This window comes from Isoptericola sp. NPDC055881 (assembly GCF_053615895.1).
In genome coordinates this window covers 16028-39054 of record NZ_JBSHCR010000042.1, presented here as the reverse complement: position 1 = coordinate 39054, position 23027 = coordinate 16028, and the positions used below count along the sequence as shown (strand labels likewise).

Here is a 23027-nt window from a genome sequence, read left to right as displayed (position 1 = left end):
GGGGTCAAAACCCCCCCACTATCCCCCCCCTTTCCCTACCCCCCAACGCTCAGGAGGGGTTCAGCGCGTCGGCGACCGCCGGTGCCAGGGCCCGGAAGGCCTTGCCGCGGTGGCTGATCGCGTTCTTCTCGGCCGGCTCCAGCTCGGAGGACGTGCGCGTGCCGGGCGTCCCGTCGGCGGCCGGCGCCTGCTCGACGGGCACGTGGATCGGGTCGTAGCCGAAGCCGTTGTCGCCACGCGGGGCGCGCACCAGCGTGCCGGGCATCTCGCCGAGGCAGACCTCCTCGCGGCCGTCCGGCGTGACCAGGGCCGCGGCGCAGACGAACGCCGCTGCCCGGTGCTCGTCACGGACGTCGGCGAGCTGCGCCAGCAGCAGGTCGAGGTTCGCCTCGTCGTCGCCGTGCCTGCCCGACCAGCGGGCGGAGAAGATGCCGGGTGCGCCGCCCATGACGTCGACGCTGAGGCCGGAGTCGTCCGCGACGGCGGGCAGGCCCGTGGAGGCCGCGAGCGCGCGCGCCTTGATGAGCGCGTTCTCGACGAACGACACGCCGTCCTCGACGGGTTCCGGGGCGCCGAGGTCGCCCGCCGTCACCACCGCGTCGTCGGGCAGGGCGTCCAGGCCCGGCTGGGCGCGCAGGATGGCGCGCAGCTCCACCAGCTTCTTGCGGTTGTGCGTGGCCAGCACGAGACGGGCGCCGGCCGGGACCGTCACGCCGGTGGGCGCCTGGGACATCGTCACAGCTCCTGCGCCAGCGCCGCGCGCTGGATCTCGGTGAGGTCCGCGGTGCCGGCGACCGCGAGGTCGAGCAGGGCGTCGAGCTCGGCACGGTCGAACGGCGCGTGCTCGGCGGTGCCCTGGACCTCGACGAACGCGCCGGACCCCGTCGTCACGACGTTCATGTCGGTCTGCGCCCGCACGTCCTCCACGTAGGGCAGGTCCAGCATCGGGGTGCCGTCGATGATGCCGACGCTCACGGCCGCGACCGAGTCGGTCAGCACCCGCTTGCCCCCGGTGACGTGCCCGTGCCGGGTGCCCCACGCGACCGCGTCGGCCAGCGCGACGTACGCGCCCGTGATCGCCGCCGTCCGGGTGCCGCCGTCGGCCTGGAGCACGTCGCAGTCGAGCACGATCGTGTTCTCGCCGAGGGAGGAGACGTCCACGACGGCGCGCAGCGCGCGGCCGATGAGGCGGGAGATCTCGTGGGTGCGGCCGCCGATCTTGCCCTTGACGGACTCGCGCTGGCTGCGGTCGTTCGTCGCGCGGGGGAGCATGGCGTACTCGGCGGTGACCCAGCCCTCGCCCGACCCCTTCTTCCAGCGCGGCACGCCCTCGGTGAACGACGCCGTGCACAGGACGCGCGTGCGGCCGAACTCCACCAGCACGGAGCCCTCGGCGTTCTCGGTCCACCCGCGCGTGATCGTGACGGGACGGAGCTGGTCGGGCGTGCGGCCGTCGGCGCGCAGGACGGCCTCGGAAGCGGGGGAAGTCATGCCGCCACCCTAGACGAGCCCCACCCGCGCCCCGCAGCGGCCGGAGCGTCCAGGACGCGCACGTAGGGTTGGCAGGTGCACCTCACCGCCACGGACCTCGCGTTCGCCTACCCCGGCCGTCCGGTGCTCGACGGAGTGAGCCTGCGCGTCTCGGACGGCACCCGGCTGGGCGTCGTGGGGGAGAACGGCTCCGGCAAGTCCACGCTGCTGCACCTGCTGGCCGGCGACCTGCGCCCCGGGCGCGGCGAGGTGCGCCGCAGGGGGAGCGTCGCGCTCGTGGAGCAGGAGCTGGCCGCGGCGGACGGCCAGACGGTCGGCGACCTGGTGCAGGGCACGCTCGCCGGGCTGCGCGCCCTCGCCGCCGAGATCGAGAAGGAAGCCGCGGGCTTCGACCACGAGACCGGCGACCTGCGGCGGCTGTCGGGCCTGCTCGCCCGCGCCGAGCACCTGGCCGCCTGGGACGCCGACCGCCGCGTCGACGTCGCGCTCACCCGGCTGGACGCCGTGCGCGACCCGGACCGCCGCCTGGACACGCTCTCGGTCGGGCAGCGCTACCGGGTGCGCCTCGCCTGCCGGCTCGCCGAGCGCGCCGACCTGCTGCTGCTCGACGAGCCGACCAACCACCTCGACGACTCGGCGATCGAGTTCCTCACGGGCGAGCTGGTCGCCTGGCGTGGCGGCGTCGTCGTCGTGACGCACGACCGCGAGCTCCTCGACGACGTCGCCACCGCCATCCTCGACCTCGACCCGTCCATGGACGGCCGACCCGTGCTGTACGGCCAGCCGGGCTACCTCGCGTACCGGTTCGCGAAGAACCAGGCGCTGCACCGGTGGCGGCAGCGCTACCGGGCCGAGCAGGAGCGCGCCCGCGTGCTCGCCGAGCGGCTGGACACCTCCTACGAGGGGCTGTCCGACGAGTGGCGCCCCGAGAAGGGGTCGCAGAAGCACCGGCGTGCCACCCGGGCGCGCATCCACGTCAAGGCCGCGGACCGTCTGGTGCAGAAGCTCGAGGCGGAGGCCGTCGAGGTACCCGTCCCGCCCGCGCGGCTCGCGTTCCCGGACCTGCCCGCCATGTCGCCCGGCTGGGACCCTGCCGACCCGATCGTCGAGGTCCGCTCGCCCAGGGTGGTCGCGGACGACGGCGGTGTCCGGCTCGACCTGCCCGGCACGCGCGTCGCCGTGCCGCCCTCCGGACGGCTGCTCGTCGTCGGCCCGAACGGGGCGGGCAAGTCGACGCTGCTCGCGGCGCTCGCGGGCCGCGTCGCGCTCGGGCGGGGGACACGGTCCGTGACCGCCGGCGCGCGCCTCGGCGTCGTGACGCAGGAGACGGCGCTCGCGCCCGACCGTGCCGCCCCGGCGGGAGGCCCGGACGATGTCGGGCGCTCAGGCTTCGACGCGTACGCGGCCGAGGCGCTGGAGCTGCTGGGACGCGGCGAGCTGGACCCCGAGCACGTCGTGCCCGTGGCGGCGCTCGGGCTGCTCAGCGACGAGGACCTCGACCGTCCGCTCGCCGAGCTGTCCGCCGGGCAGCGGCGCCGGTTCGAGCTCGCGCGGGCGCTGCTGCACGCGCCGCACCTGCTGCTGCTCGACGAGCCCACCAACCACCTGTCGGTGGACCTCGTGGACGAGCTCACACGGGCGCTGGTCGCCACCCCCGCGGCGGTGGTCGTCGCGACCCACGACCGTCGCATGCGGGCCGACCTCGCCGACTGGCCGGTGCTCGACCTCAGCTGAGGCGACCCGCCCAGGCCATCGCCTGCTTCACGATCGTGCCCTGGCCGTGGATCATCTCCGCCTGGACGGTGTCGCTGCACGCCTCCTCGGGCGTGAGCCACGCGAGGTCCAGCGCGTCCTGCTGCGGGCGGCAGTCGCCCGTCACGGGCACGACGTACGCCAGGGAGACCGCGTGCTGGCGCGGGTCGTGGTAGGGCGTGATGCCCGGTGTGGGGAAGTACTCGGCCACCGTGAAGGGCTGCGGCGACGCCGGGACCTGCGGCAGCGCGACCGGTCCGAGGTCCTTCTCGATGTGGCGCAGCAGCGCGTCGCGCACCCGCTCGTGGTAGAGCACGCGTCCCGAGACGAGCGCGCGGGTCATCGTGCCCAGCGGCGTCACGCGCAGCAGGAGCCCGACGGCGACGACGTCGCCCGAGTCGTCCACGCGCACCGGCACCGCGTCGACGTAGACGAGGGGCAGCTGCGCGCGCACGGCCGCGAGGTCCTCCGGGGTGAGCCAGCCTGCGGGCTGCGGCTCGTCGCGGTAGAACTCGTCGTCACCAGGGAACTCGGCCGTGTCCGTCACAGGTCGTTTCTACCAGCCCGCACCCGGCTGTACCTCGTCGCGTGCCGTCGCCACCCCGTCGCCGTGCGCCGGGACGGGTGCCCCGGGAATACTGGGGAGGGTCCTGGCGCTGTGCGCAGGAGACCCCTGAGGAAGGACACCCATGGCTACCGTCGAGCTGACCGACGACACTTTCGAGAAGACCGTCACGGAGAACGACATCGTGCTGGTCGACTTCTGGGCCGAGTGGTGCGGCCCGTGCAAGCAGTTCGGGCCCGTCTTCGAGGCGTCGTCCGAGGAGAACGCGGACGTCGTGCACGCCAAGCTCGACACCGAGGCGAACCAGCGCATCGCCGCCGCGGCGGGCGTGAGCGCCATCCCGACGCTGATGGCGTTCCGCGAGGGCGTCCTCGTCTTCAACCAGGCCGGTGCGCTGCCCGCGCCCGCGCTCAAGCAGGTCGTCGACGCCGTCAAGGGGCTCGACATGGACGAGGTGCGCGCCCAGATCGCTGCCGCGAACGACGGCGCTCCGCAGGCCTGACCGCCGCGACGCCGGCACCACGCACGACGGCCGCCCCGGGGACCCCCGGGGCGGCCGTCCTGCTGTCGGCGGTGCGCGGAGCGGGACTCGAACCCGCACGTCCGAAGACACTGGTACCTAAAACCAGCGTGTCTGCCTGTTCCACCACCCGCGCATGCAGCGGCAGTCTATCGACGTCAGTCGAGGCCGAGAGTCTTGCGGACCCGGGCGACGTGCCCGGTGGCCTTGACGTTGTACTGCGCGACGGCGACGGTGCCGTCGGGGGCGACGACGACGGTCGAGCGGATCACGCCGACGTACGTCTTCCCGTAGTTCTTCTTCTCCCCCCAGGCGCCCCACGCCTCGAGCGCGGTGTGCTCGGTGTCGGCCAGCAGGGGGAACGTCAGGGCGTCCCGCTCGGCGAACGTGGCGAGCTTGTCCACGCCGTCGGGCGAGACGCCGACGACGCCGTACCCGGCGCCCTGCAGCGAGGCGAGCGAGTCGCGGAAGTCGCACGCCTCGGTGGTGCACCCGGGCGTCATGGCGGCGGGATAGAAGTACACGACCACGCCCTGGCGGCCGGGCTCGGCGAGCGCGGCGGCCAGCGAGAAGGTGCCGGTGGTGTGCCCGGTGCCCGACGGGTCGGGCAGGACGGCGGGCAGCTCGAGGGCGGGTGCGGCGTCGCCGACGGCGAGACGGGTCACGGGGGCTCCTTCGGGGGCGGGTCGGGGCGGGCTCGGCGTCGAGCCTAGACGCCCGGGTCGTCTAGCGTGGAGCCCGTGACCGACGCGCCCCGCACCACGCCGCTGCCCATCCGCATGCTGCACGACCGGCTGCTGGTGCAGCCGGAGGTGGACTCGTCCGAGCGGCAGTCGACGGCTGGCCTGGTCATCCCCGCGACCGCGTCCGGGCCCAAGCGCCTCGCCTGGGCCCTGGTGGTGGCGAAGGGCGAGCACGTGCGCCAGGTCGCCGTGGGCGACCGGGTGCTCTACGACCCGGAGGACCGCGCCGAGGTGGACCTCGGGGGCACGGACTACGTGCTGCTGCGCGAGCGTGACGTGCACGGCGTCACCGAGTCGGACGACGACGGCGGCGCCACGGGGCTCTACCTCTGACACAGTGGGCGCATGACCGGCGACGACGCCAGACCCGCAGAACCTGCCGACCTGCTCGCGCTCGACGACGACCTGAGCCCGGCGGAGCGTGAGACGCGCGAGCGGGTGCGGGCGCTGGTCGACGAGCATGTCCGCCCGCACGTCGCGGGCTGGTTCGCCGACGGCGTGTTCCCGCTCGACCTGGTGCCGCGGCTCGCGGACGCGGGCCTGCTCGGCATGCACCTGCACGGGTACGGCTGCGCCGGGCGGTCGGCGGTCGAGTACGGGCTCGCCATGGCCGAGCTCGAGGCGGGCGACTCGGGGATCCGGACGTTGGTCTCCGTGCAGGGTTCGCTGGCGATGTCCGCGATCGCGAAGCACGGGTCGAGCGAGCAGCGGGAGCGATGGCTGCCCGGGATGGCGGCGGGTGAGCTGATCGGCTGCTTCGCGCTCACAGAGCCCACCGCCGGGTCTGACCCGGCGGCGATGCGGACGACCGCGACGCGCGTGGGTGACGATTGGGTGCTCTCGGGCCGCAAGCGGTGGATCGGGCTGGCGTCGGTCGCGGACGTCGCCGTGGTGTGGGCGCGTGCCTCGGACCCGGACGACGAGGGCGGAGCGGGACCGCGCGTGCGGGGCTTCCTGGTCCCGACCTCGACACCGGGGTTCGTCGCGACGCCGATCGAGCCGAAGCTGTCGCTGCGGGCGTCCGTGCAGTGCGACGTCGTGCTCGACGACGTGCGCCTGCCGGCGGACGCGATCCTGCCGTGGCACCCCGGCCTGGCCGGGCCGTTCGCCTGCCTCGCCGAGGCGCGGTACGGCATCGCGTGGGGCGCGACGGGCGCCGCGCGCGACTGCCTGGAGGTCGCGCTGCGGCACGCGGGGGAGCGGGAGCAGTTCGGGCGGCCGCTGGCCTCCTTCCAGCTCACCCAGGCGAAGCTCGTGGACATGGCGCTCGAGGTGTCGCGCGCGCAGCTCCTCGCTCTCCGGCTCGGCCGGCTCAAGGACGCCGGCCGGCTCGAGCCGCACATGATCTCGGCGGGCAAGCTCGCCAACGTGCGCGCCGCGATCGAGGTCGCCCGGACCGCCCGCACCGTCCTCGGCGGTGACGGGATCACGCTGGAGCACTCGCCGATGCGGCACGCCGCCAACCTCGAGTCGGTGCGCACGTACGAGGGCACCGACGAGGTGCACACGCTGATCCTGGGCCGGCACCTGACGGGGCTCCAGGCCTTCCGCTGAGGGTCAGATGGCCCGGCGTACGGCTGTCGCCGAGGTCACAGCCCTGACCGGGCGGGACGGTTTCCCGGCACGTGCCGACGGCTGGTAATGTTTCTCACCGCCGGCGCCATTAGCTCAATTGGCAGAGCAGCTGACTCTTAATCAGCGGGTTCGGGGTTCGAGTCCCTGATGGCGCACCAGCACGAGGTCCTCGCAGCGCGAGGGCCTCGTCGTGCGAGGACCGTCCGGGGCACCAGCCGCGGGCGTCCTCTGGCCGCGCGCCATTAGCTCAATTGGCAGAGCAGCTGACTCTTAATCAGCGGGTTCGGGGTTCGAGTCCCTGATGGCGCACCGGAAGAAGGCCCCTGACCTGGCGAGGCGCCAGGCGGGGCCTTCGTCGTCCCAGGAGAGCCCGGCGTCGTGCTGGGCTCGGCCGAGGCGGGCGGACGGCGCGCGCCGAGCCGCGATCGGGCGCACGATGTGTCGATGATCTCTCCCGAGCTCGCGGCCCGGCTGCGCGACGCAGGCCTGATCTGGCATCCCGCCGACGGCGACCGGTTCCAGATCGACGCCCCCGAGCTGGCCGCCGACGTGTTCACCGTCAGCACGATGACGATCCAGGCCCACGAGTTCCCGACCGGCACCATCCTCGGGTTCAACGGCACCACCGAGTGGGCCCTGGATTCCGTGGCGATCGAGGACGCGCTCTGGCTGCCGCGCGAGGACCAGCTGCGCGACCTGCTGCGCTCGACGTTCCTCGGGCTGCGCCGGGCGGGGGAGAGGTACGAGGTCGACGTCGAGCTGCTCGGCGAGCGCCGGACCTTCGCGGACGACGATCCGGCCGAGGCGTACGGCACCGCGCTGCTCGCCCTCGTCGGCCTCAGCTCCTGACCTGAACTACTCGCCTGCCTCCTGGCCTGAGCTCCTGGCCCTGGCCGGTCGCCGCCCGTCTACCCTGGAGCCGTGCCCGATCCTGTGACCTCCGAGCCGGCCGACCCCTCGACCGACCCCTCGACCGAGCCCGTCGACCCTCGCTACCGTCGCCAGCCGGTCAGCTTCGTCCGACGCAGCGCACGGCTCACCGCCGCGCAGCGCAAGGCGTGGGACACGCGCCGTGACCGGTACCTCGTCGACGTGCCGCGTGACCTCGCGGTCACGTCGGTCGACCCCGGCTGGCGCCTCGAGCCCGCGCAGGTGTTCGGCCGCACGGCGCCGCTGGTGGTCGAGGTCGGCTCCGGCCAGGGCGAGGCGATCGTGGCGGCCGCGGCGGCGCACCCCGAGCGCGACCACCTGGCCGTCGAGGTCTACACCCCCGGACTGGCCCAGGCCATCGTGCGCGCCGGGCACGCCGGGGCCGACCCGGGCCGTGACGGCGGCGCCCCGGGGAACGAGCTCGGCAACCTGCGCCTCGTGCAGGCGAACGCCGCGGAGCTGCTCGCCACGGCGCTGCCCGCCGGCGCCGTCGACGAGCTGTGGGTGTTCTTCCCCGACCCGTGGCACAAGTCGCGCCACCAGAAGCGGCGCCTGGTCACCCCGGAGTTCGCCGCGCTCGCCGCCCGGGTGCTGCGCCCCGGCGGGGTGCTCCGCCTCGCCACCGACTGGGTCGAGTACGCGGACCAGATGGTCCAGGTGCTCGAGGCGAGCGAGGACTTCCGCAACGCGCACGGCGCGGGCGTGCGGGCGCCGCGGTTCGACGGCCGGGTGCTGACCAGCTTCGAGAAGAAGGGCACGGCGGCCGGCCGCGTCGTCACAGACCTGGAGTACGTGCGCCGCTGACCGCGATGCGGCGGCTGCCGACTTCCCGACGCGCCGTTTTGTGGCTTGCGCCACATGCGCCGCCTCTAGCAGGGTGTGCCTCGCGAAACGTTCTCGACCGGGGCAGCGTGGCCCCGGGCCGATCGCATGAGCCAACGGAGGCATCATGAGCGACCTGTCCACGGCGGGGCCGCCACCGGGGGAGACCGAGTACCAACGGGTGCAGCGGTCCCAGGAGTTCCAGGGGCTGCGACGCGCGTTCCGGAACTTCGTGTTCCCGATGACGGCCCTGTTCCTCGTCTGGTACTTCGTCTACGTCCTGCTCGCGAACTACGCCCACGACTTCATGAGCATCCGCCTGGGCGGCAGCAACATCACGGTCGGCCTGCTCTTCGGGCTCGGCCAGTTCGTCTCCACCTTCGTCATCACGATGCTCTACGCCCGCTGGGCGAACCGGAAGTTCGACGCGCGGGCCGACGCGCTGCGCCGTGAGATCGAGGAGGGCGAGCTGTGAGCGGCATCCTGGCATCGACGATCGCGGGAGCGTCCGGGACCCCCGTCGTCTCCGCGGCGGAGGCCACCGACGTCGGCAACCCCTGGGTGAACATCGGCATCTTCGCCGCCTTCGTGGTGGTGACGCTGGTCATCGTGTTCCGGGCGTCCCGGCAGAACAAGTCCGCGGCGGACTTCTACGCCGGCGGGCGCAACTTCACCGGCCCGCAGAACGGCACCGCGATCGCGGGCGACTACCTCTCCGCGGCGTCGTTCCTCGGCATCTGCGGCGCCATCGCGATCAACGGCTACGACGGCTTCCTCTACTCGATCGGCTTCCTCGTCGCCTGGCTCGTGGCCCTGCTGCTGGTCGCCGAGCTGTTGCGCAACACCGGCAAGTTCACGATGGCGGACGTCCTGTCCTTCCGCCTGCGCCAGCGCCCGGTCCGGATGGCGGCGGCGCTGGCCACGCTGCTCGTGGTCTTCTTCTACCTGCTCGCCCAGATGGCGGGCGCCGGCGGCCTCGTCGCCCTGCTGCTCGGCGTCGACAGCCGCGCCGGTCAGAGCCTCGTCATCGCCGTCGTCGGCGCGCTCATGATCCTCTACGTGCTGGTCGGCGGCATGAAGGGCACCACCTGGGTGCAGATCATCAAGGCGGTGCTGCTCATCGTGGGCGCCGCGGTGATGACGTTCTGGGTGCTGGCCAAGTTCGGCTTCAACCTCTCCGACGTGCTCGGCGGCGCCGTCGACGCGGCCGGCGAAGGAGGCCAGGCGCTGCTCGAGCCCGGCAAGCAGTACGGCCTGTCCGGCACCACCAAGCTGAGCTTCCTGTCTCTGGCGCTGGCCCTGGTGCTCGGCACCGCGGGCCTGCCCCACGTGCTCATGCGCTTCTACACGGTCCCCACCGCCAAGGAGGCGCGCCGCTCGGTGGTCTGGGCGATCTGGCTGATCGGGATCTTCTACCTGTTCACCCTGGTGCTCGGGTACGGCGCAGGCGCCCTGGTGGGTCCCGACGCGATCCTGAACGCGCCCGGCGGGGTGAACTCGGCAGCGCCGCTGCTGGCGTTCGCGCTCGGCGGCGAGATCCTGCTGGGCGTGATCTCGGCGGTCGCGTTCGCCACGATCCTCGCCGTCGTGGCCGGCCTGACGATCACGGCGGCGGCCAGCTTCTCGCACGACATCTACGCCAACGTCATCAAGAAGGGGCAGGTCAAGCCTGACTCCGAGGTGCGGATCGCGCGCTGGACGGTCGTCGTGATCGGCATCGTCGCGATCGTCGGCGGCGTGTTCGCCCAGAACCAGAACGTCGCGTTCCTCGTGGCGCTCGCGTTCGCGGTGGCGGCCTCGGCCAACCTGCCCACGATCGTGTTCTCCCTCTTCTGGAAGCGGTTCAACACCTCGGGCGCGCTGTGGAGCATCTACGGCGGGCTCGTCTCGTGCATCGTGCTCATCGTCCTGTCGCCCACGGTGTCGGGCGACGAGAAGGCGATGTTCCCGTCCGCCGACTTCGCCGTCTTCCCGCTCACGAACCCCGGCCTGGTGTCGATCCCGCTGGGCTTCCTGCTCGGGATCGTCGGCACCTTCCTGTCCAAGGAGAAGCCGCACCCGGAGAAGTTCGCCGAGATGGAGGTCCGCTCGCTCACGGGCGCCGGCGCCGAGAAGGCGGTCGCGAAGCACTGATCCCGGCACGACCGGCACGACCGGCACGACGAAGGGCCCCGAGAGATCTCGGGGCCCTTCGCCGTGCCGGGAACGGGTCAGCTGGACGACGTCGACAGGGAGCCGTCGGAGCTGAACACGAGGCCGAGGGTGATCTCGCCCTTCTGCAGCGCCGCCTTGGTCAGCGGGCCGCCGGCGTCGAGCGAGCGGAACTCGGAGAACGTCAGGCCGTACGTGTCCTCGAGGCCCGGCTTGCAGAACGGGCGCTCGGTGCACTCGGGCCCCGCGCCGAGGACCAGGCCGCCGCAGGCCTCGGAGAGGTCGCTGAGCGTGGTCAGGTCGTGCTCCTGCGCGAACGCCTGCGTGACGGCGAACGCGTTCTGGTCCTGGGCGGGCGACGGCGTGCCGAACGCGAGCCCGGCCTGCTTGCCGAGGTCCGTGAGCGCCGAGACGGTCGAGTCCAGGTCACCGGAGGCGAGCGGCTCGGCGTCCGCACCGTTGAGGTCCTTGTTGAGGAACTCGGTCAGCGTGCCCACGTACTCGGGCACCATCTGCACCTGCTTGCCCTTCAGCAGGGCCGGCAGGTACGTCTCGCGGTTGCCGATCGTGGTGACGGTCGCGTCGTAGCCCGCGCTCTTCAGCACGTCGGCGTAGATGTTCCCGAGCGTGGCGCTCTCGGCGAAGTCGGCCGCGCCGATCGCGACGGTCGTGCCCTTGCCGGCCGAGTCGTCGTCTGCCGCCAGGCCGGCGTCCTGGACGAACTTGGCGGCGACGTCCTCCGACGTCTGGCGGTCGATGTCGACCGACTTGTTCAGCCCGATCAGGGTGTCCGTGTCGAGCGCCGCGGACACGGTGTCGAGCAGCGGGATCAGGTCCGGGTCCTGCGCGGCGAGGTCGGCGTTCACCGCGGGGACGATGTTGTCGACCGTCTGCAGCTTCTTGTCGTCCTCGAGCACCACGAGCGCGTCGCCCGGGACGGCCTCGCAGGTCGCGGCGGCGCCCGACGCGGTGGACGTCGATCCGCCGCCCCCCGCCGAGCCAGGGTCGCCGCAGGCGGCGAGCAGCCCCGTCGCGCCGACGACGGCGGCCAGCGCGGCCGTCGTGCGTCGCAGGGTGATCGTGCGGTGGGAGGTCATCGTGCGCTCCGTCCGTGGGAAGTACCAGGTGGATGAGAGTGGATGAGAGGAGATGAGGCGGGTGGAAGGGGTGAACCGGCCTATTCGACCGCGAGGGTCGGCGGCAGGCAACCGGTTTGGCTCGCGGGAGCCGTCAGCGCCGTGCTGCGGCGCGGAGGGGTTTGGGCGTGACGAGTCGTTGCACGACGGCGAACACGCCGTCCAGGACCAGGGCGAGCAGCGCGACCAGGACGCCGCCGGCGAGCACCTGCCCGTACCGCTGCGTCCCCATCCCGAGCGCGATGATCTGCCCGAGACCGCCGCCGCCGGCGAGCGCCGCCAGCGGCACCGTGGCGCTGACCTGCACGACGGCGGTGCGCACGCCCGCTGCGACGAGGGCCGTGGCCAGCGGGAGCTCGACGCGCGTGAGCACCTGCCGGCCCGGCATGCCGAGGCCGATCGCGGCGTCGCGTGCGGAGGGGTCCGCGCCACGCACGCCCTCGTACGTGTTGACCAGGAGCACCGGCACGGCGAAGAGCGCGGCGGCCACGATCGTGGCGCCGTCGCCGAAGAGGCCCGCGGTGGCGAGGAGCAGGATGATGCCGAGGGTCGGGACGGCTCGGCTGGCGTTGGTCAGCCAGACGGTCACGCCGCCGCCGCGTCGGCCGTGGCCCAGGGCCGCGCCGACCGGCAGCGCGACCACGGCGGCGACCAGCACCGCCGCGGCGGTGAGCGCCAGGTGCTCGCGGCCGAGCTCGAGGATGCCGCCGGGCCCCGTCCAGCTCAGGGGGTCGTTGAGGTAGGCGATCGCCTCGCCGACGACGCCGGTGCCCTCGGCCGTGACCGTGGGGACGGCCGCGGCGCTCATGCGGCCCTCCCGCGCAGCCACGGTGTGAGGGCGCGGCCGGCGGCCCACAGCACGAGGTCGAGCACGAGGGCGAGCAGGACGCAGGCGAGGGTCGCCGTCATGATCTCCGCACGGTAGAAGTTGTTGCGGAAGCCCTGGAACATCAGCTGCCCGAGCCCGCCGTAACCGACCACGACCCCCACGGTGACGAGCGCGACCGTCGTGACGGTGGCCAGGCGCAGGCCGGCGACGATGCTGGGCAGCGCGTTCGGCAGCCGCACCCGCGCCAGGACCTGGAACGGCCCGTGCCCGACGCCGCGCGCCGCGTCGACCGCCGCCGGGTCCACGCCCTCGAGGCCGGTCACCGTGTTGCGCAGGATGACCAGCAGCGCGTACAGCACCAGGCCGAGGAGCACGGGCTGGCGGCCGATCCCCATGATCGGCGCGAGGATCGCAAACAGCGCCAGCGACGGGACCGTGTAGAGGATCGCCGCGGTGCCGAGCAGGGGGCCGGCCAGCCAGCGGACCCGCGAGGCGAGCAGCCCCAGCGGCACCGCGATCACCGCGGCGATCGCGACCGCCTCGACGGTGAGCAGGGCGTGCTCCGTCGTGCGCGCCCACAGGACGTCGGCGTTCGCGGTCACGTACGACCAGGAGAACCACGGGTTGTCCGCAGCCGTCCCGGCAGCGCTGATGACCATGGGAAAGACCGTAGCGGGCACCGGGGACACCCGGCGGGCGGTCGCCCCGGCGCGCCGCGGGCCGGGGTGGGGGATGCGCTCGATAGCCTCGCAGCCATGCCCGCCCTCGCCACCGCGCCCGCCCGGCTGTCCGCCGGCATCGAGCTCGACGCCGTCCGCAAGGCCTACCCGGACGGCACCGTCGCGGTGGACGGGCTGAGCCTCACGGTCGAGCCAGGGGAGGTGCTCGCGCTCGTCGGGCCGTCCGGCTGCGGCAAGTCGACCACCCTGCGCATGATCAACCGCCTCGTCGAGATCACCTCCGGCCGCGTGCTGGTCGACGGCGAGGACGTCATGAAGGTGGACCCGGTGGCCCTGCGCCGCCGTACCGGGTACGTCATCCAGGACGTGGGCCTGCTGCCGCACCGCACCGTCGAGGCGAACGTGGCGACCGTGCCGCGCCTGCTCGGCTGGGACCGGCAGCGGGTGCGCGACCGGGTCGCCGAGGTGCTCGACCTCGTGGGCCTCCCGGCGCGGGAGTACGGGCGCCGCTACCCCCACCAGCTCTCCGGCGGCGAGCGGCAGCGCGTCGGGGTGGCGCGGGCGCTCGCCACCGACCCCCCGGTGCTGCTCATGGACGAACCCTTCGGTGCCGTCGACCCCGAGCGCCGCCGGGACCTGCAGAACCAGGTCTCGCGCATCCTGGCCGAGGTCGGGTCCACCGTCGTGCTGGTCACGCACGACGTCGACGAGGCGGTCCGGCTCGGCGACCGGGTGGCGGTGCTCTCGCGCGGTGGCCACCTGGAGCAGGTCGCGTCGCCGCTGACCGTGCTCGCGCACCCTGCCTCGGACCGCGTGCGCGACTTCGTCGGCGCCGGTGCCCACCAGCGGATGCTGGCGCTCGCCCAGGTGCGGCGGGCCGACCTGGAGGACGCGTCCCTCGTCGTGCAGCCCGCACCGCGCGCCGTGCCCCTGGGCGCGAGCCTCGCGGAGGCGTTCGAGGCGGTCGCCGCCCTGCCGACGTCGTCCCAGGGGAGGGTCCCGGTCGTGGACGACCAGGACGTCGTCGTCGGGTCGCTCACCGCGGCAGGCATCCTCGGCGGGCTGCGCCGCGCGGCCGACGCCGCGGCGCCCGCGGCGTCCCCGGCAGACCGGACGGACCCGGCGCACTAGGCTCGCCGCGTGACCTCGACGCGCATCGGCCTCGCCACCTGCTCCGCCCTGCCCCGGCTCGACAGCGACGACCGGCCGCTCCTCGCCGCGCTCACGGAGCGCGGCGTCGTGGCCGAGGCCGTCGTCTGGGACGACCCGGACGTGGACTGGTCGGTGTACGACCTCGTCGTCGTGCGCTCGACCTGGGACTACTCGCCCCGCCGCGACGAGTTCCTCGCCTGGGCCGCGGGCGTGCCGCGCCTCGAGAACCCGGTCGACGTCCTGCGCTGGAACACCGACAAGGGCTACCTGCGCATCCTCGAGGAGGCGGGCGTGCCCGTCATCCCGACGATCTGGCTCGACCCCGCACGGCACCTGTCCAAGCGCGCGGTCCACACGCGCATGCCGGCCTTCGGCGACTTCGTGGTCAAGCCGGTGGTCAGCGCGGGCGCGCAGGACACGGGGCGCTACCAGCCCGTCTCCGCGCAGTCCCGGGCGCTGGCGATCAAGCACGCCGTGGACCTGCTCGACGGTGGCCGAGCGGTGATGATCCAGCCCTACGTCACGTCGGTGGACACCGCGGGCGAGACCGGTCTCGTGTTCGTGGACGGCGAGCTGCGCCACGCGGTGCGCAAGCACGCGCTGCTCACCGGGCCGGCGCAGACCTCCGACGCGCTGTACGCGGCGGAGCAGATGGCGCCCGCGACGGCGACGCCCGACCAGGTCGACGCGGCGGAGAAGGCGCTGGCCGTGGCGCGCGAGCACGTCGGCGGCGAACGGCCGTTCCTCTACGCCCGCGTCGACCTGGTGACGGGCGACGACGGCGGCCCGATGGTCATCGAGCTCGAGCTCGCGGAGCCGTCGCTGTGGATGCAGCACTCGGGGGCGGCAGCGACGCTGGACGCGTTCGCCGACGCGATCCTCGCGCGCGCCTGAGCCGGCAGGGGCTCGACACAGCACGAGGCCCCCGTCACGTCCAGGGACGCGGCGGGGGCCTCGCGGGTGGGGTGGCTAACCGGGCTTGAACCGGCGACCTCCTGGACCACAACCAGGCGCTCTACCGACTGAGCTATAGCCACCATGACCGGACGCGTGCGCACCGGCCGACCAGAACTATACCTGGTCCGGGGGGCAGGTCAGGACCTCGCGGGCCGGCGGGTGACGGACGTCTCGCGGATCCGCTCCGCGACGCCGCGCGCGGTCCTCGTGTCCGGGCCGGGCTGCGGCACGAACAGGGCCTCGCGGTAGTACCGCAGCTCGTCGATGCTCTCGAGGATGTCCGCGAGCGCCCGGTGGCCACCCTCCTTCTTGGGGGCGGCGAAGTACACGCGCGGGTACCAGCGGCGCGCGAGCTCCTTGATCGAGGACACGTCGACGATCCGGTAGTGCAGGTGGCCCACGAGCTCGGCCATGTCCCGGTCGAGGAACATCTTGTCCGTGCCCACCGAGTTGCCGGCGAGCGGCGCCTTGCCCGGGTCGGGCACCCACTCGCGGACGTAGTCGAGCACGGCCCGCTCGGCCTCGGCGAGCGTCATGCCGGCCGGCAGCTCCTCGAGGAGGCCGGACGTCGTGTGCATCTCGCGCACGAAGTCGTTCATCTGCTCGAGTGCGGCGGCCGGCGGCGCGATGACGACGTCCACCCCCTCGCCGAGCACGTTCAGCTCGGAGTCGGTGACCACGGCGGCGACCTCGACGAGCGCGTCGGCGCGCAGGTCCAGGCCGGTCATCTCGCAGTCGATCCACACGATGCGTTCGTTCGGGTTAGCGGGGCTCACGAGGTCAGCCTACGGTCCGCCCGGCAGCGAGAAGGCTGCGCGGGGCCCGGAACGCGGCGAGGGCCCCGGTGCTCCGGACGGTTCGCTGGGGAACGGTCCGGGCCCCGGGGCCCTCGTGGTGGCGTCGTCTGCCGGTCTGGCGCCGGTCGACGGTCGCGCGTCGGGTGTCATGCGGTCAGCCAGTCGAACAGCCACCGGGCGATGCTGGTGTGCTGGCGGCGGGCGTGCGGCTGCGAGCGCAGCTTGTGCTGCTGCTGCAGTCGGTGGATGGTGCGTCGTCGCTCGGCGTCGTCGAGACGCTCGCGCTGGATGGCCTGCACGAGAAGCAGGTTGTCCGTGGAGTACATGGTGATGGTTGTCCTTCGTGACGTGGGTCGTCGGTCCGGGCCAGGGACCACCCTGCGACCGGTGTCTGACCGGCCGCTCGTCACCGCGGTGCACGAGAGAGTCTGCCGGGCCGCACTCGGCCGCCGCACGCTTTTTTCCCAGGTCACGGGCAGGGATGCGCCCGGTCGCATCAACAGGTCGGTGATCAGGGATGCGTGCCATGGCGAAGGGCCGGCCCGCCCGACGTCGTCGCGGCGCTCCCAGGTGACATCGACCACGCTCGCTCGCGGGTCCAGATCGGTGCCCCCGGCAGGATTCGAACCCGCGACCCGGTCATTAGAAGTGACCCGCTCTATCCAACTGAGCTACGGAGGCAAGCGAGCAGAGTTTAGCCCAGCACACGCTGGGTCTGAGGGCGCCACGGGGAGGCACCCCGACGCGTGTGGCGGAGCACCCATCTACTAGTGTCGGACGATGGCGCAGCACCACACCAAGGACAAGGGCGACCTCGGCGTGGCAAAGGCCCATGCCGATCTCGTGAGCCAAGGCGCAGTCGTGCTCTTCCCGGCGACCGAACACGCACCGTTCGATCTGGTCGCGTACACGGACGGTGCTTTCTGCAGGCTCCAGGTGAAGTATCGCGCGGCGCGTGCCGGCGCCATCACGGTCCATTTCCGGTCCGTGTGGAACGATCGTCAGGGCACTCACGTCAAGCCTACGGACAAGGACACCATCGACGTCGTCTGCGTCTACTGTCCCGAGACGGACGAGTGCTACTACATCAAGCCAGGTGACTACGGAGCGTCGGTCACGCTCAGGGTCGCACCGACCAGGAACGGCCAACGCAGGGGCGTGCTCGACGCCGCCACGTTCCGTGGGCTGCCCGTTCCTGTTCCTCCTGCCTGACTTCGTGCGGCGCGCGCGTTTGGCACGGAACGCCCCAGCGGGAAGGATGTGCCCGTGACACCTTCCCTGGAAACCCGCGCCTCGCGCCGCGCCGCGAGCCGCAAGGACGCGGGGGCGAGCGAGGAGATCGGCGTCACCGTCCACGACGTCGCCCGCGACCTGCGGCGTGACGTCGCCGCCGTGGAGCTCCCGCTGCCGATCGACGGCGCCGAGGAGGCTGCGGCCTCCCGGGACCGGCTGCTGGCCCAGCTCGACGAGCACCTGCTGCCCCGGCTGAAGGAGCTGTCCTCGCCGGCTGTCGTCGTCGTGGCAGGGTCGACCGGGGCGGGCAAGTCCACCCTGTACAACTCGCTGCTCGGCGAGGCCGTCTCCGAGGCCGGGGTGCTGCGTCCCACGACGCGGGAGCCCGTGCTGGCCCACCACCCGGCGGACGCCGACGTGATGACGTCCGGGCCGGTCACCGAGCTGTCGCGCGTGGTGGCCCACGAGGGTGTGCCGCGCGGCACCGCCCTGCTGGACGCCCCCGACCTGGACTCCTTCGTGCAGCAGAACCGGTCCACGGCGCAGCAGCTGCTCGAGGCCGCCGACCTCTGGCTCTTCGTCACGACGGCCGCCCGCTACGGCGACGCCCTGCCGTGGCACGCGCTCGGCCGGGCGACCGAACGGGGAGCGTCCGTGGCGATGGTGCTCAACCGTGTGCCGAAGGAGACGCTCACCACGGTGCGCGGCGACCTCATGCAGCGTCTGCGCGAGCACGGCATGACAAACGTGCCGCTCTTCGTGATCCCGGACGTCGGTCCGCACGAGGGCATGCTCGACCCGGCGGTCGTGGCGCCCGTGCGTCGCTGGCTCTCCATGCTGGCGGGCCCGGACCGGTCGCGGGCCGTGGTCGTGCGGACCCTCAAGGGCGCGCTGGGGGCGCTGCCCGGGTGGGTCACGTCGCTCGCGGACGCGCTGGACGCGCAGCAGGAGGCGGCGCTCGTGCTCCGGCGCCGGGCGGAGGAGGAGATCCCGGCGGCCGAGCGGCTCGCCCGCGACGCCGTCGCCGCGGGTGTCGTGGCCGGGGCGTCCGTCGAGGCCCGGTGGCGCGAGCTCTCCGGCACCGCCGGCGTCGACCGTGTCAAGGTGCGCGGCGACCGCGCACGCAGCAGCCGCCGTGCCGGGCGGGCGCGCGAGGCGGCGCTCGACGGGCTGCGGTCCGACGTCGTCGACGCCGCGGCCCGCACGCTCGCGGCCTCGGGGGCCCGGGTCGAGGAGCGGCTGCGCGCCGTCCTCGCCGGGCCGGGCGCGCCCGCCGGCGGCGAGGCGGTGGTCCCCGACGGCGCCGCGCGCGCAGCGGCCCGCGAGGCGGACGTGCCCGGGCGCGTCGCGGGGTGGGCCGAGCATGCCGACACCCTCGTCACGGACCTGCTCGCCGGGTCGCCGACCGCGCGCGTCGAGGCTGCCGCGAAGGCGTTCGGGCCGCGGGGCCTGGCGACGCTGCTCCTGGCCTCCGCCGCCGGCAGCGACGACGCGGCCCGCCTCCTGGACCGGGTCCTCGGGGACGGGGCAGACGACCCCGTCTCCGCGCTGCGCGAGGACCTCGGCGACCGCGCGGCCGCCGTCGTCGACGCGGAGGTGCAGGCCGTGCTGGACCGCATCGCGCCGTCCGAACCCGCCGACGACGCGGCCGCGGGGCTGCGCGTGCGGCTCGCCGAGCTCAGGAGGCTGACATGACCGAGAGCCCGACCCACGACGCGACCCTGCGTGCCCGCACCGAGGACCTCGCCGAGGCGCTCAAGATCGCCGGTCCTCGCCTCGACGACGCGACCTCGACGCGCGTCACGGCCGCGGTGGAGGGCGTGCGCCAGCGGCTCGCGCTCGGTGTCGACCACACGGTGGTGGCGTTCGCGGGCGGCACCGGCTCGGGCAAGTCGAGCCTGTTCAACAAGGTGTCGCGGCTGAGCTTCGCCGACGTCGGCGTGAAGCGCCCCACGACGGCGCGGGTCACCGCCTGCTCGTGGTCCGACGACGCGGAGGCGCTGCTCGACTGGGTCGGGGTGGACCGCGAGCGGCGCATCACCCAGGGCGGCGAGCTCGACGGCGAGGACGAGGAGAAGCTCGCCGGGCTGGTGCTCCTCGACCTGCCGGACCACGACTCCGTCGAGCCGGCGCACCGGGACGTCGTGGACCGCGTGCTGCCGCTGGTCGACCTGCTGGTGTGGGTGGTGGACCCGCAGAAGTACGCGGACGACGCGCTGCACTCCGGCTACCTGCGCGACTCCGTCGGCTCGGAGTCGTCGATGGTCGTGCTGCTCAACCAGGTCGACACCGTGCCGGACACGCAGCGCGAGAACCTGCTCGCCGACCTGGCGCGCCTGCTCGAGGACGACGGGCTCACGGGCGTGTACGTGCAGGGCGTGTCCGCGCGTACCGGCGAGGGGATCGACCGGGTGCGGCGGATCCTGGAGGAGGCCTGCTCGCGGCGGTCCGTCGCCGCCGGGCGCGCGGCGGCGGAGCTCGACTCCGCGGCCCGCCTGCTCCTGGCGCAGACGCCCGCGGAGGTGCCGTGGCAGATGGGCCCGGCGGTGGAGCGCGAGCTGGACGCCCTCGTCGCCGCCACCGGGCTGGACGCCGTCGCCACGCAGGTGGGCAACGCCGTGCGCAACGGCTACGGCCGCCCCGAGGTCCCGCCGCCGGACCGCGACGCGGTCGCGCTGTCCCGGGCGCGCTGGCTCACCCGGGCGGGAGCGTCGCTGCGCCCGGGCTGGCAGCGCTCGCTCGCGGCGTCGGTCGCCGGGGCGGACCAGCTGCGCACGTCGGTCGCGGGCGCGTTGCGGGGGGTCGTTCTCGACACCCGCGGCCCGTCCTCGGCGCGCACGCTGCGCCGCACCGGGTGGGTGCTGGGCGGTCTTGCCGCGGTGGCGGCGGTCGTGGGCGTGCTCGCGCTGACCGGCGTGCTGGAGCTCGCCTCGCCGTGGCCCGGCGTCGTGCTCGGTGCGGCGGGCGTCCTCGCGGTCGCTGCCGTCGCCGTGGTGCTCGCCTCGGCCGCAGCGCGGCGCGCGCTCGCACGCCGCCGGGAGCAGGCGGTGGCGACCGCCGGGCGCGCCGCACTGGAGCGCGTGCTGTCCGAGGGGCTCGGCGAGCCGACCCAGCGCCTGCTCGTCGAGCACCGCCGGGTGCGCGAGCTCGCGCAGGCAGCGACCGAGCTGCCGACGTCGCGGCCGCTCACCGGGTCCCTGAGGCTGCCCACAGGCGCCGAGCTCTCGGCGTCGTCCACAGACGCGCCCAGGCAGGGAACCAGCCGGACGTCGCGCGACTGATCCTGGGGGCACGCCGGCGTCCGCCGGCGCGGAGCCCAGGAGGAGCGCATGAACGAGGTCAGCATCACCGTCAACGGATTCGTCGGGACGAGACCCGCGCTGCACCGGTCGCCGAACGGCGTGGAGTGGACCACGTTCCGGGTCGCGAGCACGCGCCGGGTGCGCGACCCGCGCAACGGAGAGTGGTCGGACGGCCAGACGCTCTGGTTCACCGTGAAGTCCTTCCGCAGCGGGGCCCGGAACGTGGCGGAGTCCCTGGCGCAGGGGGACCCGGTGGTGGTGACCGGCCGGTTGTCCACCGAGGACTGGACGGACAAGGACGGCAACGACCGCTGGCAGCTCGTGATCGACGCGCAGGCCGTGGGCCCGGACGTGACGCGGGGCCTGGCGCGCTTCACGCGGGTCGTGGACCGGTCCGCGCCGGACGACGCGGCCGGGCAGGAGGGCGGCCCGTCGCTCGAGCCCGGGCCGCCGGGCTCCGACCCGTGGGCCGCCGCGGCCGAGGGTCGAGGGCCGGACGACGAGGCCGATGGGGAGCAGACCGGGGCCGAGGATCCCGTGCCGGTCGGCGTGTGAGGGCCCGGGTCGCGTAGGCTGGTGGACCGGCCGCCATGCCGGTCCTCCAGCGTGCCCGCTGGAGCCTTCGAATCCTCGACAGTCTTCGGATCGAATCCCCAATTCTCCGCGCGATCGAACGGTGGAAGCAGAGCCAGTGGCTGAGTTCATCTACTCCATGTACAAGGCGCGCAAGGCGCACGGCGACAAGGTCATCCTCGACGACGTGTCGCTGAACTTCCTGCCCGGCGCCAAGATCGGCGTCGTCGGCCCCAACGGCGCCGGCAAGTCGACGATCCTCAAGATCATGGCCGGCCTCGACCAGCCGTCGAACGGCGACGCCCGGCTGTCCCCGGGGTACACCGTCGGGATCCTGCTGCAGGAGCCCCCGCTGAACGACGACAAGACGGTGCTGGGCAACGTCGAGGAGGCGGTCGGCCCGATCAAGGCGAAGATCGACCGCTTCAACGAGATCTCCGCCCTCATGGCGGAGCCGGACGCCGACTTCGACTCCCTGCTCGCCGAGATGGGCACCCTGCAGGAGGAGATCGACGCCGCCGACGCGTGGGACCTCGACTCGCAGCTCGAGCAGGCGATGGACGCGCTGCGCTGCCCGCCGCCGGACGCCGACGTCAAGGTGCTCTCCGGCGGTGAGCGCCGTCGCGTCGCGCTGTGCAAGCTCCTGCTCGAGAAGCCGGACCTGCTGCTGCTCGACGAGCCGACCAACCACCTCGACGCCGAGTCGGTGCTGTGGCTCGAGCAGCACCTGGCGACCTACCCCGGCGCCGTCCTCGCCGTCACGCACGACCGGTACTTCCTCGACCACGTCGCGCAGTGGATCTGCGAGGTCGACCGCGGCCGTCTGTACCCGTACGAGGGCAACTACTCCACCTACCTGGAGAAGAAGCAGGCCCGCCTCGAGGTGCAGGGCAAGAAGGACGCCAAGCTCGCCAAGCGCCTGAAGGACGAGCTGGACTGGGTGCGTTCCAACGCGAAGGGCCGGCAGACGAAGTCGAAGGCCCGTCTGGCCCGCTACGAGGAGATGGCGGCGGAGGCCGAGCGGACGCGGAAGCTGGACTTCGAGGAGATCCAGATCCCCGCGGGTCCGCGTCTGGGCAGCGTCGTCCTCGAGGCGACCAACCTGCAGAAGGGTTTCGACGGGCGCCAGCTCATCGACGGTCTCAGCTTCACGCTGCCGCGTAACGGCATCGTCGGCGTCATCGGCCCGAACGGCGTCGGCAAGACGACGCTGTTCAAGACGATCGTGGGCCTGGAGCCGCTGGACGGTGGCGACCTCAAGGTCGGCGAGACCGTGAAGATCTCCTACGTCGACCAGTCGCGTGGCGGCATCGACCCGAAGAAGACGCTCTGGGAGGTCGTCTCCGACGGGCTCGACTTCATCAAGGTCGGCAACGTCGAGATCCCGTCCCGGGCCTACGTGGCGTCGTTCGGCTTCAAGGGCCCGGACCAGCAGAAGCCTGCGGGCGTGCTGTCCGGTGGTGAGCGCAACCGCCTCAACCTCGCCCTCACGCTCAAGCAGGGCGGCAACCTGCTGCTCCTGGACGAGCCGACCAACGACCTGGACGTCGAGACCCTCGGCTCCTTGGAGAACGCCCTGCTCGAGTTCCCGGGCTGCGCCGTCGTCGTCTCGCACGACCGCTGGTTCCTCGACCGGGTCGCGACCCACATCCTCGCCTACGAGGGCACCGAGGAGGACCCGGCGAACTGGTACTGGTTCGAGGGCAACTTCGCCTCATACGAGGAGAACAAGGTCGAGCGCCTGGGCGCCGACGCCGCGCGCCCGCACCGCGTGACGTACCGCAAGCTCACGCGCGACTGACCTGCGTGCGCCACGACG

General features: G+C 73.3%; 24 protein-coding genes and 5 tRNA genes. 17 read left to right on the top strand and 12 right to left on the bottom strand.

Annotated features, from left to right (window positions below; genetic code table 11):
- Positions 1–49: 49 nt before the first annotated feature.
- Both rdgB and rph read right to left on the bottom strand, forming a co-directional pair.
- On the bottom strand, positions 50–733 hold the full coding sequence (gene rdgB, locus ACWGKI_RS13690) for an RdgB/HAM1 family non-canonical purine NTP pyrophosphatase (RefSeq protein WP_452187680.1): 684 nt from the start codon (positions 731–733) through the stop codon (positions 50–52).
- 2 nt (positions 734–735) lie between these two features.
- The gene (rph, locus tag ACWGKI_RS13685) at positions 736–1491 is read right to left on the bottom strand and encodes a ribonuclease PH (RefSeq protein WP_452187678.1); all 756 of its coding nucleotides are present in this window, start codon (positions 1489–1491) and stop codon (positions 736–738) included.
- Positions 1492–1566: 75 nt separating this feature from the next.
- Between rph and ACWGKI_RS13680 the strand changes: the two genes are divergently transcribed.
- Positions 1567–3225 carry an ATP-binding cassette domain-containing protein gene (locus tag ACWGKI_RS13680; protein WP_452187676.1) on the top strand — a complete coding sequence of 553 codons (1659 nt, stop codon included), beginning with the start codon at positions 1567–1569 and terminating at the stop codon, positions 3223–3225.
- On the opposite strand, the gene ACWGKI_RS13675 is transcribed toward ACWGKI_RS13680, so the two are convergent.
- Positions 3218–3790, bottom strand: a complete 573-nt coding sequence (locus tag ACWGKI_RS13675) for an NUDIX hydrolase family protein (protein ID WP_380244768.1) — start codon at positions 3788–3790, stop codon at positions 3218–3220. The genes ACWGKI_RS13680 and ACWGKI_RS13675 overlap by 8 nt on opposite strands.
- Positions 3791–3932: 142 nt before the next feature.
- Between ACWGKI_RS13675 and trxA the strand changes: the two genes are divergently transcribed.
- Positions 3933–4310, top strand: coding sequence for a thioredoxin (gene trxA, locus ACWGKI_RS13670; RefSeq protein WP_380244767.1), 378 nt, complete (start codon positions 3933–3935; stop codon positions 4308–4310).
- 72 nt (positions 4311–4382) lie between these two features.
- On the opposite strand, the gene ACWGKI_RS13665 is transcribed toward trxA, so the two are convergent.
- Positions 4383–4464 (bottom strand) — tRNA-Leu (locus tag ACWGKI_RS13665).
- A 22-nt stretch (positions 4465–4486) separates the two neighbouring features.
- Positions 4487–4993 (bottom strand): peroxiredoxin, encoded by a 507-nt coding sequence (locus ACWGKI_RS13660; RefSeq protein WP_452187673.1) that lies wholly within the window; start codon positions 4991–4993, stop codon positions 4487–4489.
- Positions 4994–5107: 114 nt separating this feature from the next.
- Here ACWGKI_RS13660 and ACWGKI_RS13655 point away from each other — a divergent pair, with 114 nt between their 5' ends.
- The 8 genes from ACWGKI_RS13655 to ACWGKI_RS13620 all read left to right on the top strand — a co-directional run bounded on the left by ACWGKI_RS13655 (position 5108) and on the right by ACWGKI_RS13620 (position 10531).
- Entirely contained in the window at positions 5108–5404 is a 297-nt protein-coding gene (locus tag ACWGKI_RS13655) for a GroES family chaperonin (RefSeq protein ID WP_380244773.1), read from the top strand.
- A 12-nt stretch (positions 5405–5416) separates the two neighbouring features.
- Positions 5417–6625, top strand: a complete 1209-nt coding sequence (locus ACWGKI_RS13650) for an acyl-CoA dehydrogenase family protein (RefSeq protein ID WP_452187671.1) — start codon at positions 5417–5419, stop codon at positions 6623–6625.
- Positions 6626–6728: 103 nt separating this feature from the next.
- A tRNA-Lys gene (locus tag ACWGKI_RS13645) sits at positions 6729–6804 on the top strand.
- 78 nt (positions 6805–6882) lie between these two features.
- Positions 6883–6955 (top strand) — tRNA-Lys (locus ACWGKI_RS13640).
- A 135-nt stretch (positions 6956–7090) separates the two neighbouring features.
- Positions 7091–7495 carry a pilus assembly protein CpaE gene (locus ACWGKI_RS13635; protein ID WP_452187669.1) on the top strand — a complete coding sequence of 135 codons (405 nt, stop codon included), beginning with the start codon at positions 7091–7093 and terminating at the stop codon, positions 7493–7495.
- Between the two features lie 72 nt (positions 7496–7567).
- Positions 7568–8380: a tRNA (guanosine(46)-N7)-methyltransferase TrmB gene (gene trmB / locus ACWGKI_RS13630; RefSeq protein ID WP_452187667.1), complete on the top strand. Its 813-nt coding sequence runs from the start codon at positions 7568–7570 to the stop codon at positions 8378–8380.
- 145 nt (positions 8381–8525) lie between these two features.
- Complete coding sequence (locus ACWGKI_RS13625) at positions 8526–8873, top strand: DUF485 domain-containing protein (RefSeq protein WP_380244762.1); 348 nt, start codon at positions 8526–8528, stop codon at positions 8871–8873.
- A 20-nt stretch (positions 8874–8893) separates the two neighbouring features.
- Positions 8894–10531 (top strand): solute symporter family protein, encoded by a 1638-nt coding sequence (locus ACWGKI_RS13620; RefSeq protein WP_452187682.1) that lies wholly within the window; start codon positions 8894–8896, stop codon positions 10529–10531.
- Positions 10532–10608: 77 nt separating this feature from the next.
- Here ACWGKI_RS13620 and ACWGKI_RS13615 read toward each other — a convergent pair whose 3' ends face one another.
- From ACWGKI_RS13615 to ACWGKI_RS13605, 3 genes are all read right to left on the bottom strand, one after another.
- The gene (locus ACWGKI_RS13615; protein WP_452187665.1) at positions 10609–11646 is read right to left on the bottom strand and encodes a glycine betaine ABC transporter substrate-binding protein; all 1038 of its coding nucleotides are present in this window, start codon (positions 11644–11646) and stop codon (positions 10609–10611) included.
- Between the two features lie 133 nt (positions 11647–11779).
- Positions 11780–12493 (bottom strand): ABC transporter permease, encoded by a 714-nt coding sequence (locus tag ACWGKI_RS13610; RefSeq protein WP_380244515.1) that lies wholly within the window; start codon positions 12491–12493, stop codon positions 11780–11782.
- Complete coding sequence (locus tag ACWGKI_RS13605) at positions 12490–13173, bottom strand: ABC transporter permease (protein WP_452187663.1); 684 nt, start codon at positions 13171–13173, stop codon at positions 12490–12492. The genes ACWGKI_RS13610 and ACWGKI_RS13605 overlap by 4 nt, the downstream gene beginning before the upstream one ends.
- 96 nt (positions 13174–13269) lie before the next feature.
- Here ACWGKI_RS13605 and ACWGKI_RS13600 point away from each other — a divergent pair, with 96 nt between their 5' ends.
- Entirely contained in the window at positions 13270–14325 is a 1056-nt protein-coding gene (locus ACWGKI_RS13600) for an ABC transporter ATP-binding protein (protein WP_380244513.1), read from the top strand.
- Between the two features lie 9 nt (positions 14326–14334).
- Positions 14335–15240, top strand: coding sequence for an ATP-grasp domain-containing protein (locus tag ACWGKI_RS13595; RefSeq protein WP_380244512.1), 906 nt, complete (start codon positions 14335–14337; stop codon positions 15238–15240).
- A 67-nt stretch (positions 15241–15307) separates the two neighbouring features.
- Here the strand turns inward: ACWGKI_RS13595 and ACWGKI_RS13590 are convergent.
- The 4 genes from ACWGKI_RS13590 to ACWGKI_RS13575 all read right to left on the bottom strand — a co-directional run bounded on the left by ACWGKI_RS13590 (position 15308) and on the right by ACWGKI_RS13575 (position 16781).
- A tRNA-His gene (locus ACWGKI_RS13590) sits at positions 15308–15383 on the bottom strand.
- Positions 15384–15440: 57 nt separating this feature from the next.
- Complete coding sequence (gene orn, locus ACWGKI_RS13585) at positions 15441–16079, bottom strand: oligoribonuclease (RefSeq protein WP_380244511.1); 639 nt, start codon at positions 16077–16079, stop codon at positions 15441–15443.
- A 167-nt stretch (positions 16080–16246) separates the two neighbouring features.
- Positions 16247–16426, bottom strand: coding sequence for a hypothetical protein (locus tag ACWGKI_RS13580; protein ID WP_452187660.1), 180 nt, complete (start codon positions 16424–16426; stop codon positions 16247–16249).
- 281 nt (positions 16427–16707) lie between these two features.
- Positions 16708–16781, bottom strand: a tRNA-Arg gene (locus ACWGKI_RS13575).
- Positions 16782–16880: 99 nt separating this feature from the next.
- On the opposite strand from ACWGKI_RS13575, the gene ACWGKI_RS13570 reads away from it, so the two are divergent.
- The 5 genes from ACWGKI_RS13570 to ettA all read left to right on the top strand — a co-directional run bounded on the left by ACWGKI_RS13570 (position 16881) and on the right by ettA (position 23009).
- Positions 16881–17312, top strand: a complete 432-nt coding sequence (locus ACWGKI_RS13570) for a group I intron-associated PD-(D/E)XK endonuclease (protein WP_452187658.1) — start codon at positions 16881–16883, stop codon at positions 17310–17312.
- 54 nt (positions 17313–17366) lie between these two features.
- A complete protein-coding gene (locus ACWGKI_RS13565) occupies positions 17367–19028 on the top strand; it encodes a GTPase (RefSeq protein WP_452187656.1) in 1662 nt (553 codons plus the stop codon).
- The gene (locus ACWGKI_RS13560) at positions 19025–20614 is read left to right on the top strand and encodes a GTPase (protein WP_452187654.1); all 1590 of its coding nucleotides are present in this window, start codon (positions 19025–19027) and stop codon (positions 20612–20614) included. Before ACWGKI_RS13565 ends, ACWGKI_RS13560 begins: the two co-directional genes overlap by 4 nt.
- A 48-nt stretch (positions 20615–20662) precedes the next feature.
- Positions 20663–21190: a single-stranded DNA-binding protein gene (gene ssb / locus ACWGKI_RS13555; RefSeq protein ID WP_452187652.1), complete on the top strand. Its 528-nt coding sequence runs from the start codon at positions 20663–20665 to the stop codon at positions 21188–21190.
- A gap of 136 nt (positions 21191–21326) precedes the next feature.
- Complete coding sequence (ettA, locus tag ACWGKI_RS13550) at positions 21327–23009, top strand: energy-dependent translational throttle protein EttA (RefSeq protein WP_380244505.1); 1683 nt, start codon at positions 21327–21329, stop codon at positions 23007–23009.
- The last annotated feature ends 18 nt before the right edge of the window (positions 23010–23027 follow it).

Bases quoted from the DNA above. Each gene is read 5' to 3' on its own strand.
- ACWGKI_RS13625 (WP_380244762.1), top strand. From the start codon at position 8,526: ATGAGCGACCTGTCCACGGCGGGGCCGCCACCGGGGGAGACCGAGTAC.
- ACWGKI_RS13610 (WP_380244515.1), bottom strand. From the start codon at position 12,493: ATGAGCGCCGCGGCCGTCCCCACGGTCACGGCCGAGGGCACCGGCGTC.
- trxA (WP_380244767.1), top strand. From the start codon at position 3,933: ATGGCTACCGTCGAGCTGACCGACGACACTTTCGAGAAGACCGTCACG.
- rph (WP_452187678.1), bottom strand. From the start codon at position 1,491: ATGACTTCCCCCGCTTCCGAGGCCGTCCTGCGCGCCGACGGCCGCACG.
- ACWGKI_RS13570 (WP_452187658.1), top strand. From the start codon at position 16,881: ATGGCGCAGCACCACACCAAGGACAAGGGCGACCTCGGCGTGGCAAAG.
- ACWGKI_RS13650 (WP_452187671.1), top strand. From the start codon at position 5,417: ATGACCGGCGACGACGCCAGACCCGCAGAACCTGCCGACCTGCTCGCG.
- ACWGKI_RS13600 (WP_380244513.1), top strand. From the start codon at position 13,270: ATGCCCGCCCTCGCCACCGCGCCCGCCCGGCTGTCCGCCGGCATCGAG.
- ACWGKI_RS13605 (WP_452187663.1), bottom strand. From the start codon at position 13,173: ATGGTCATCAGCGCTGCCGGGACGGCTGCGGACAACCCGTGGTTCTCC.
- ACWGKI_RS13615 (WP_452187665.1), bottom strand. From the start codon at position 11,646: ATGACCTCCCACCGCACGATCACCCTGCGACGCACGACGGCCGCGCTG.
- ACWGKI_RS13635 (WP_452187669.1), top strand. From the start codon at position 7,091: ATGATCTCTCCCGAGCTCGCGGCCCGGCTGCGCGACGCAGGCCTGATC.
- ACWGKI_RS13560 (WP_452187654.1), top strand. From the start codon at position 19,025: ATGACCGAGAGCCCGACCCACGACGCGACCCTGCGTGCCCGCACCGAG.
- ssb (WP_452187652.1), top strand. From the start codon at position 20,663: ATGAACGAGGTCAGCATCACCGTCAACGGATTCGTCGGGACGAGACCC.
- rdgB (WP_452187680.1), bottom strand. From the start codon at position 733: ATGTCCCAGGCGCCCACCGGCGTGACGGTCCCGGCCGGCGCCCGTCTC.
- ACWGKI_RS13580 (WP_452187660.1), bottom strand. From the start codon at position 16,426: ATGTACTCCACGGACAACCTGCTTCTCGTGCAGGCCATCCAGCGCGAG.
- ACWGKI_RS13655 (WP_380244773.1), top strand. From the start codon at position 5,108: ATGCTGCACGACCGGCTGCTGGTGCAGCCGGAGGTGGACTCGTCCGAG.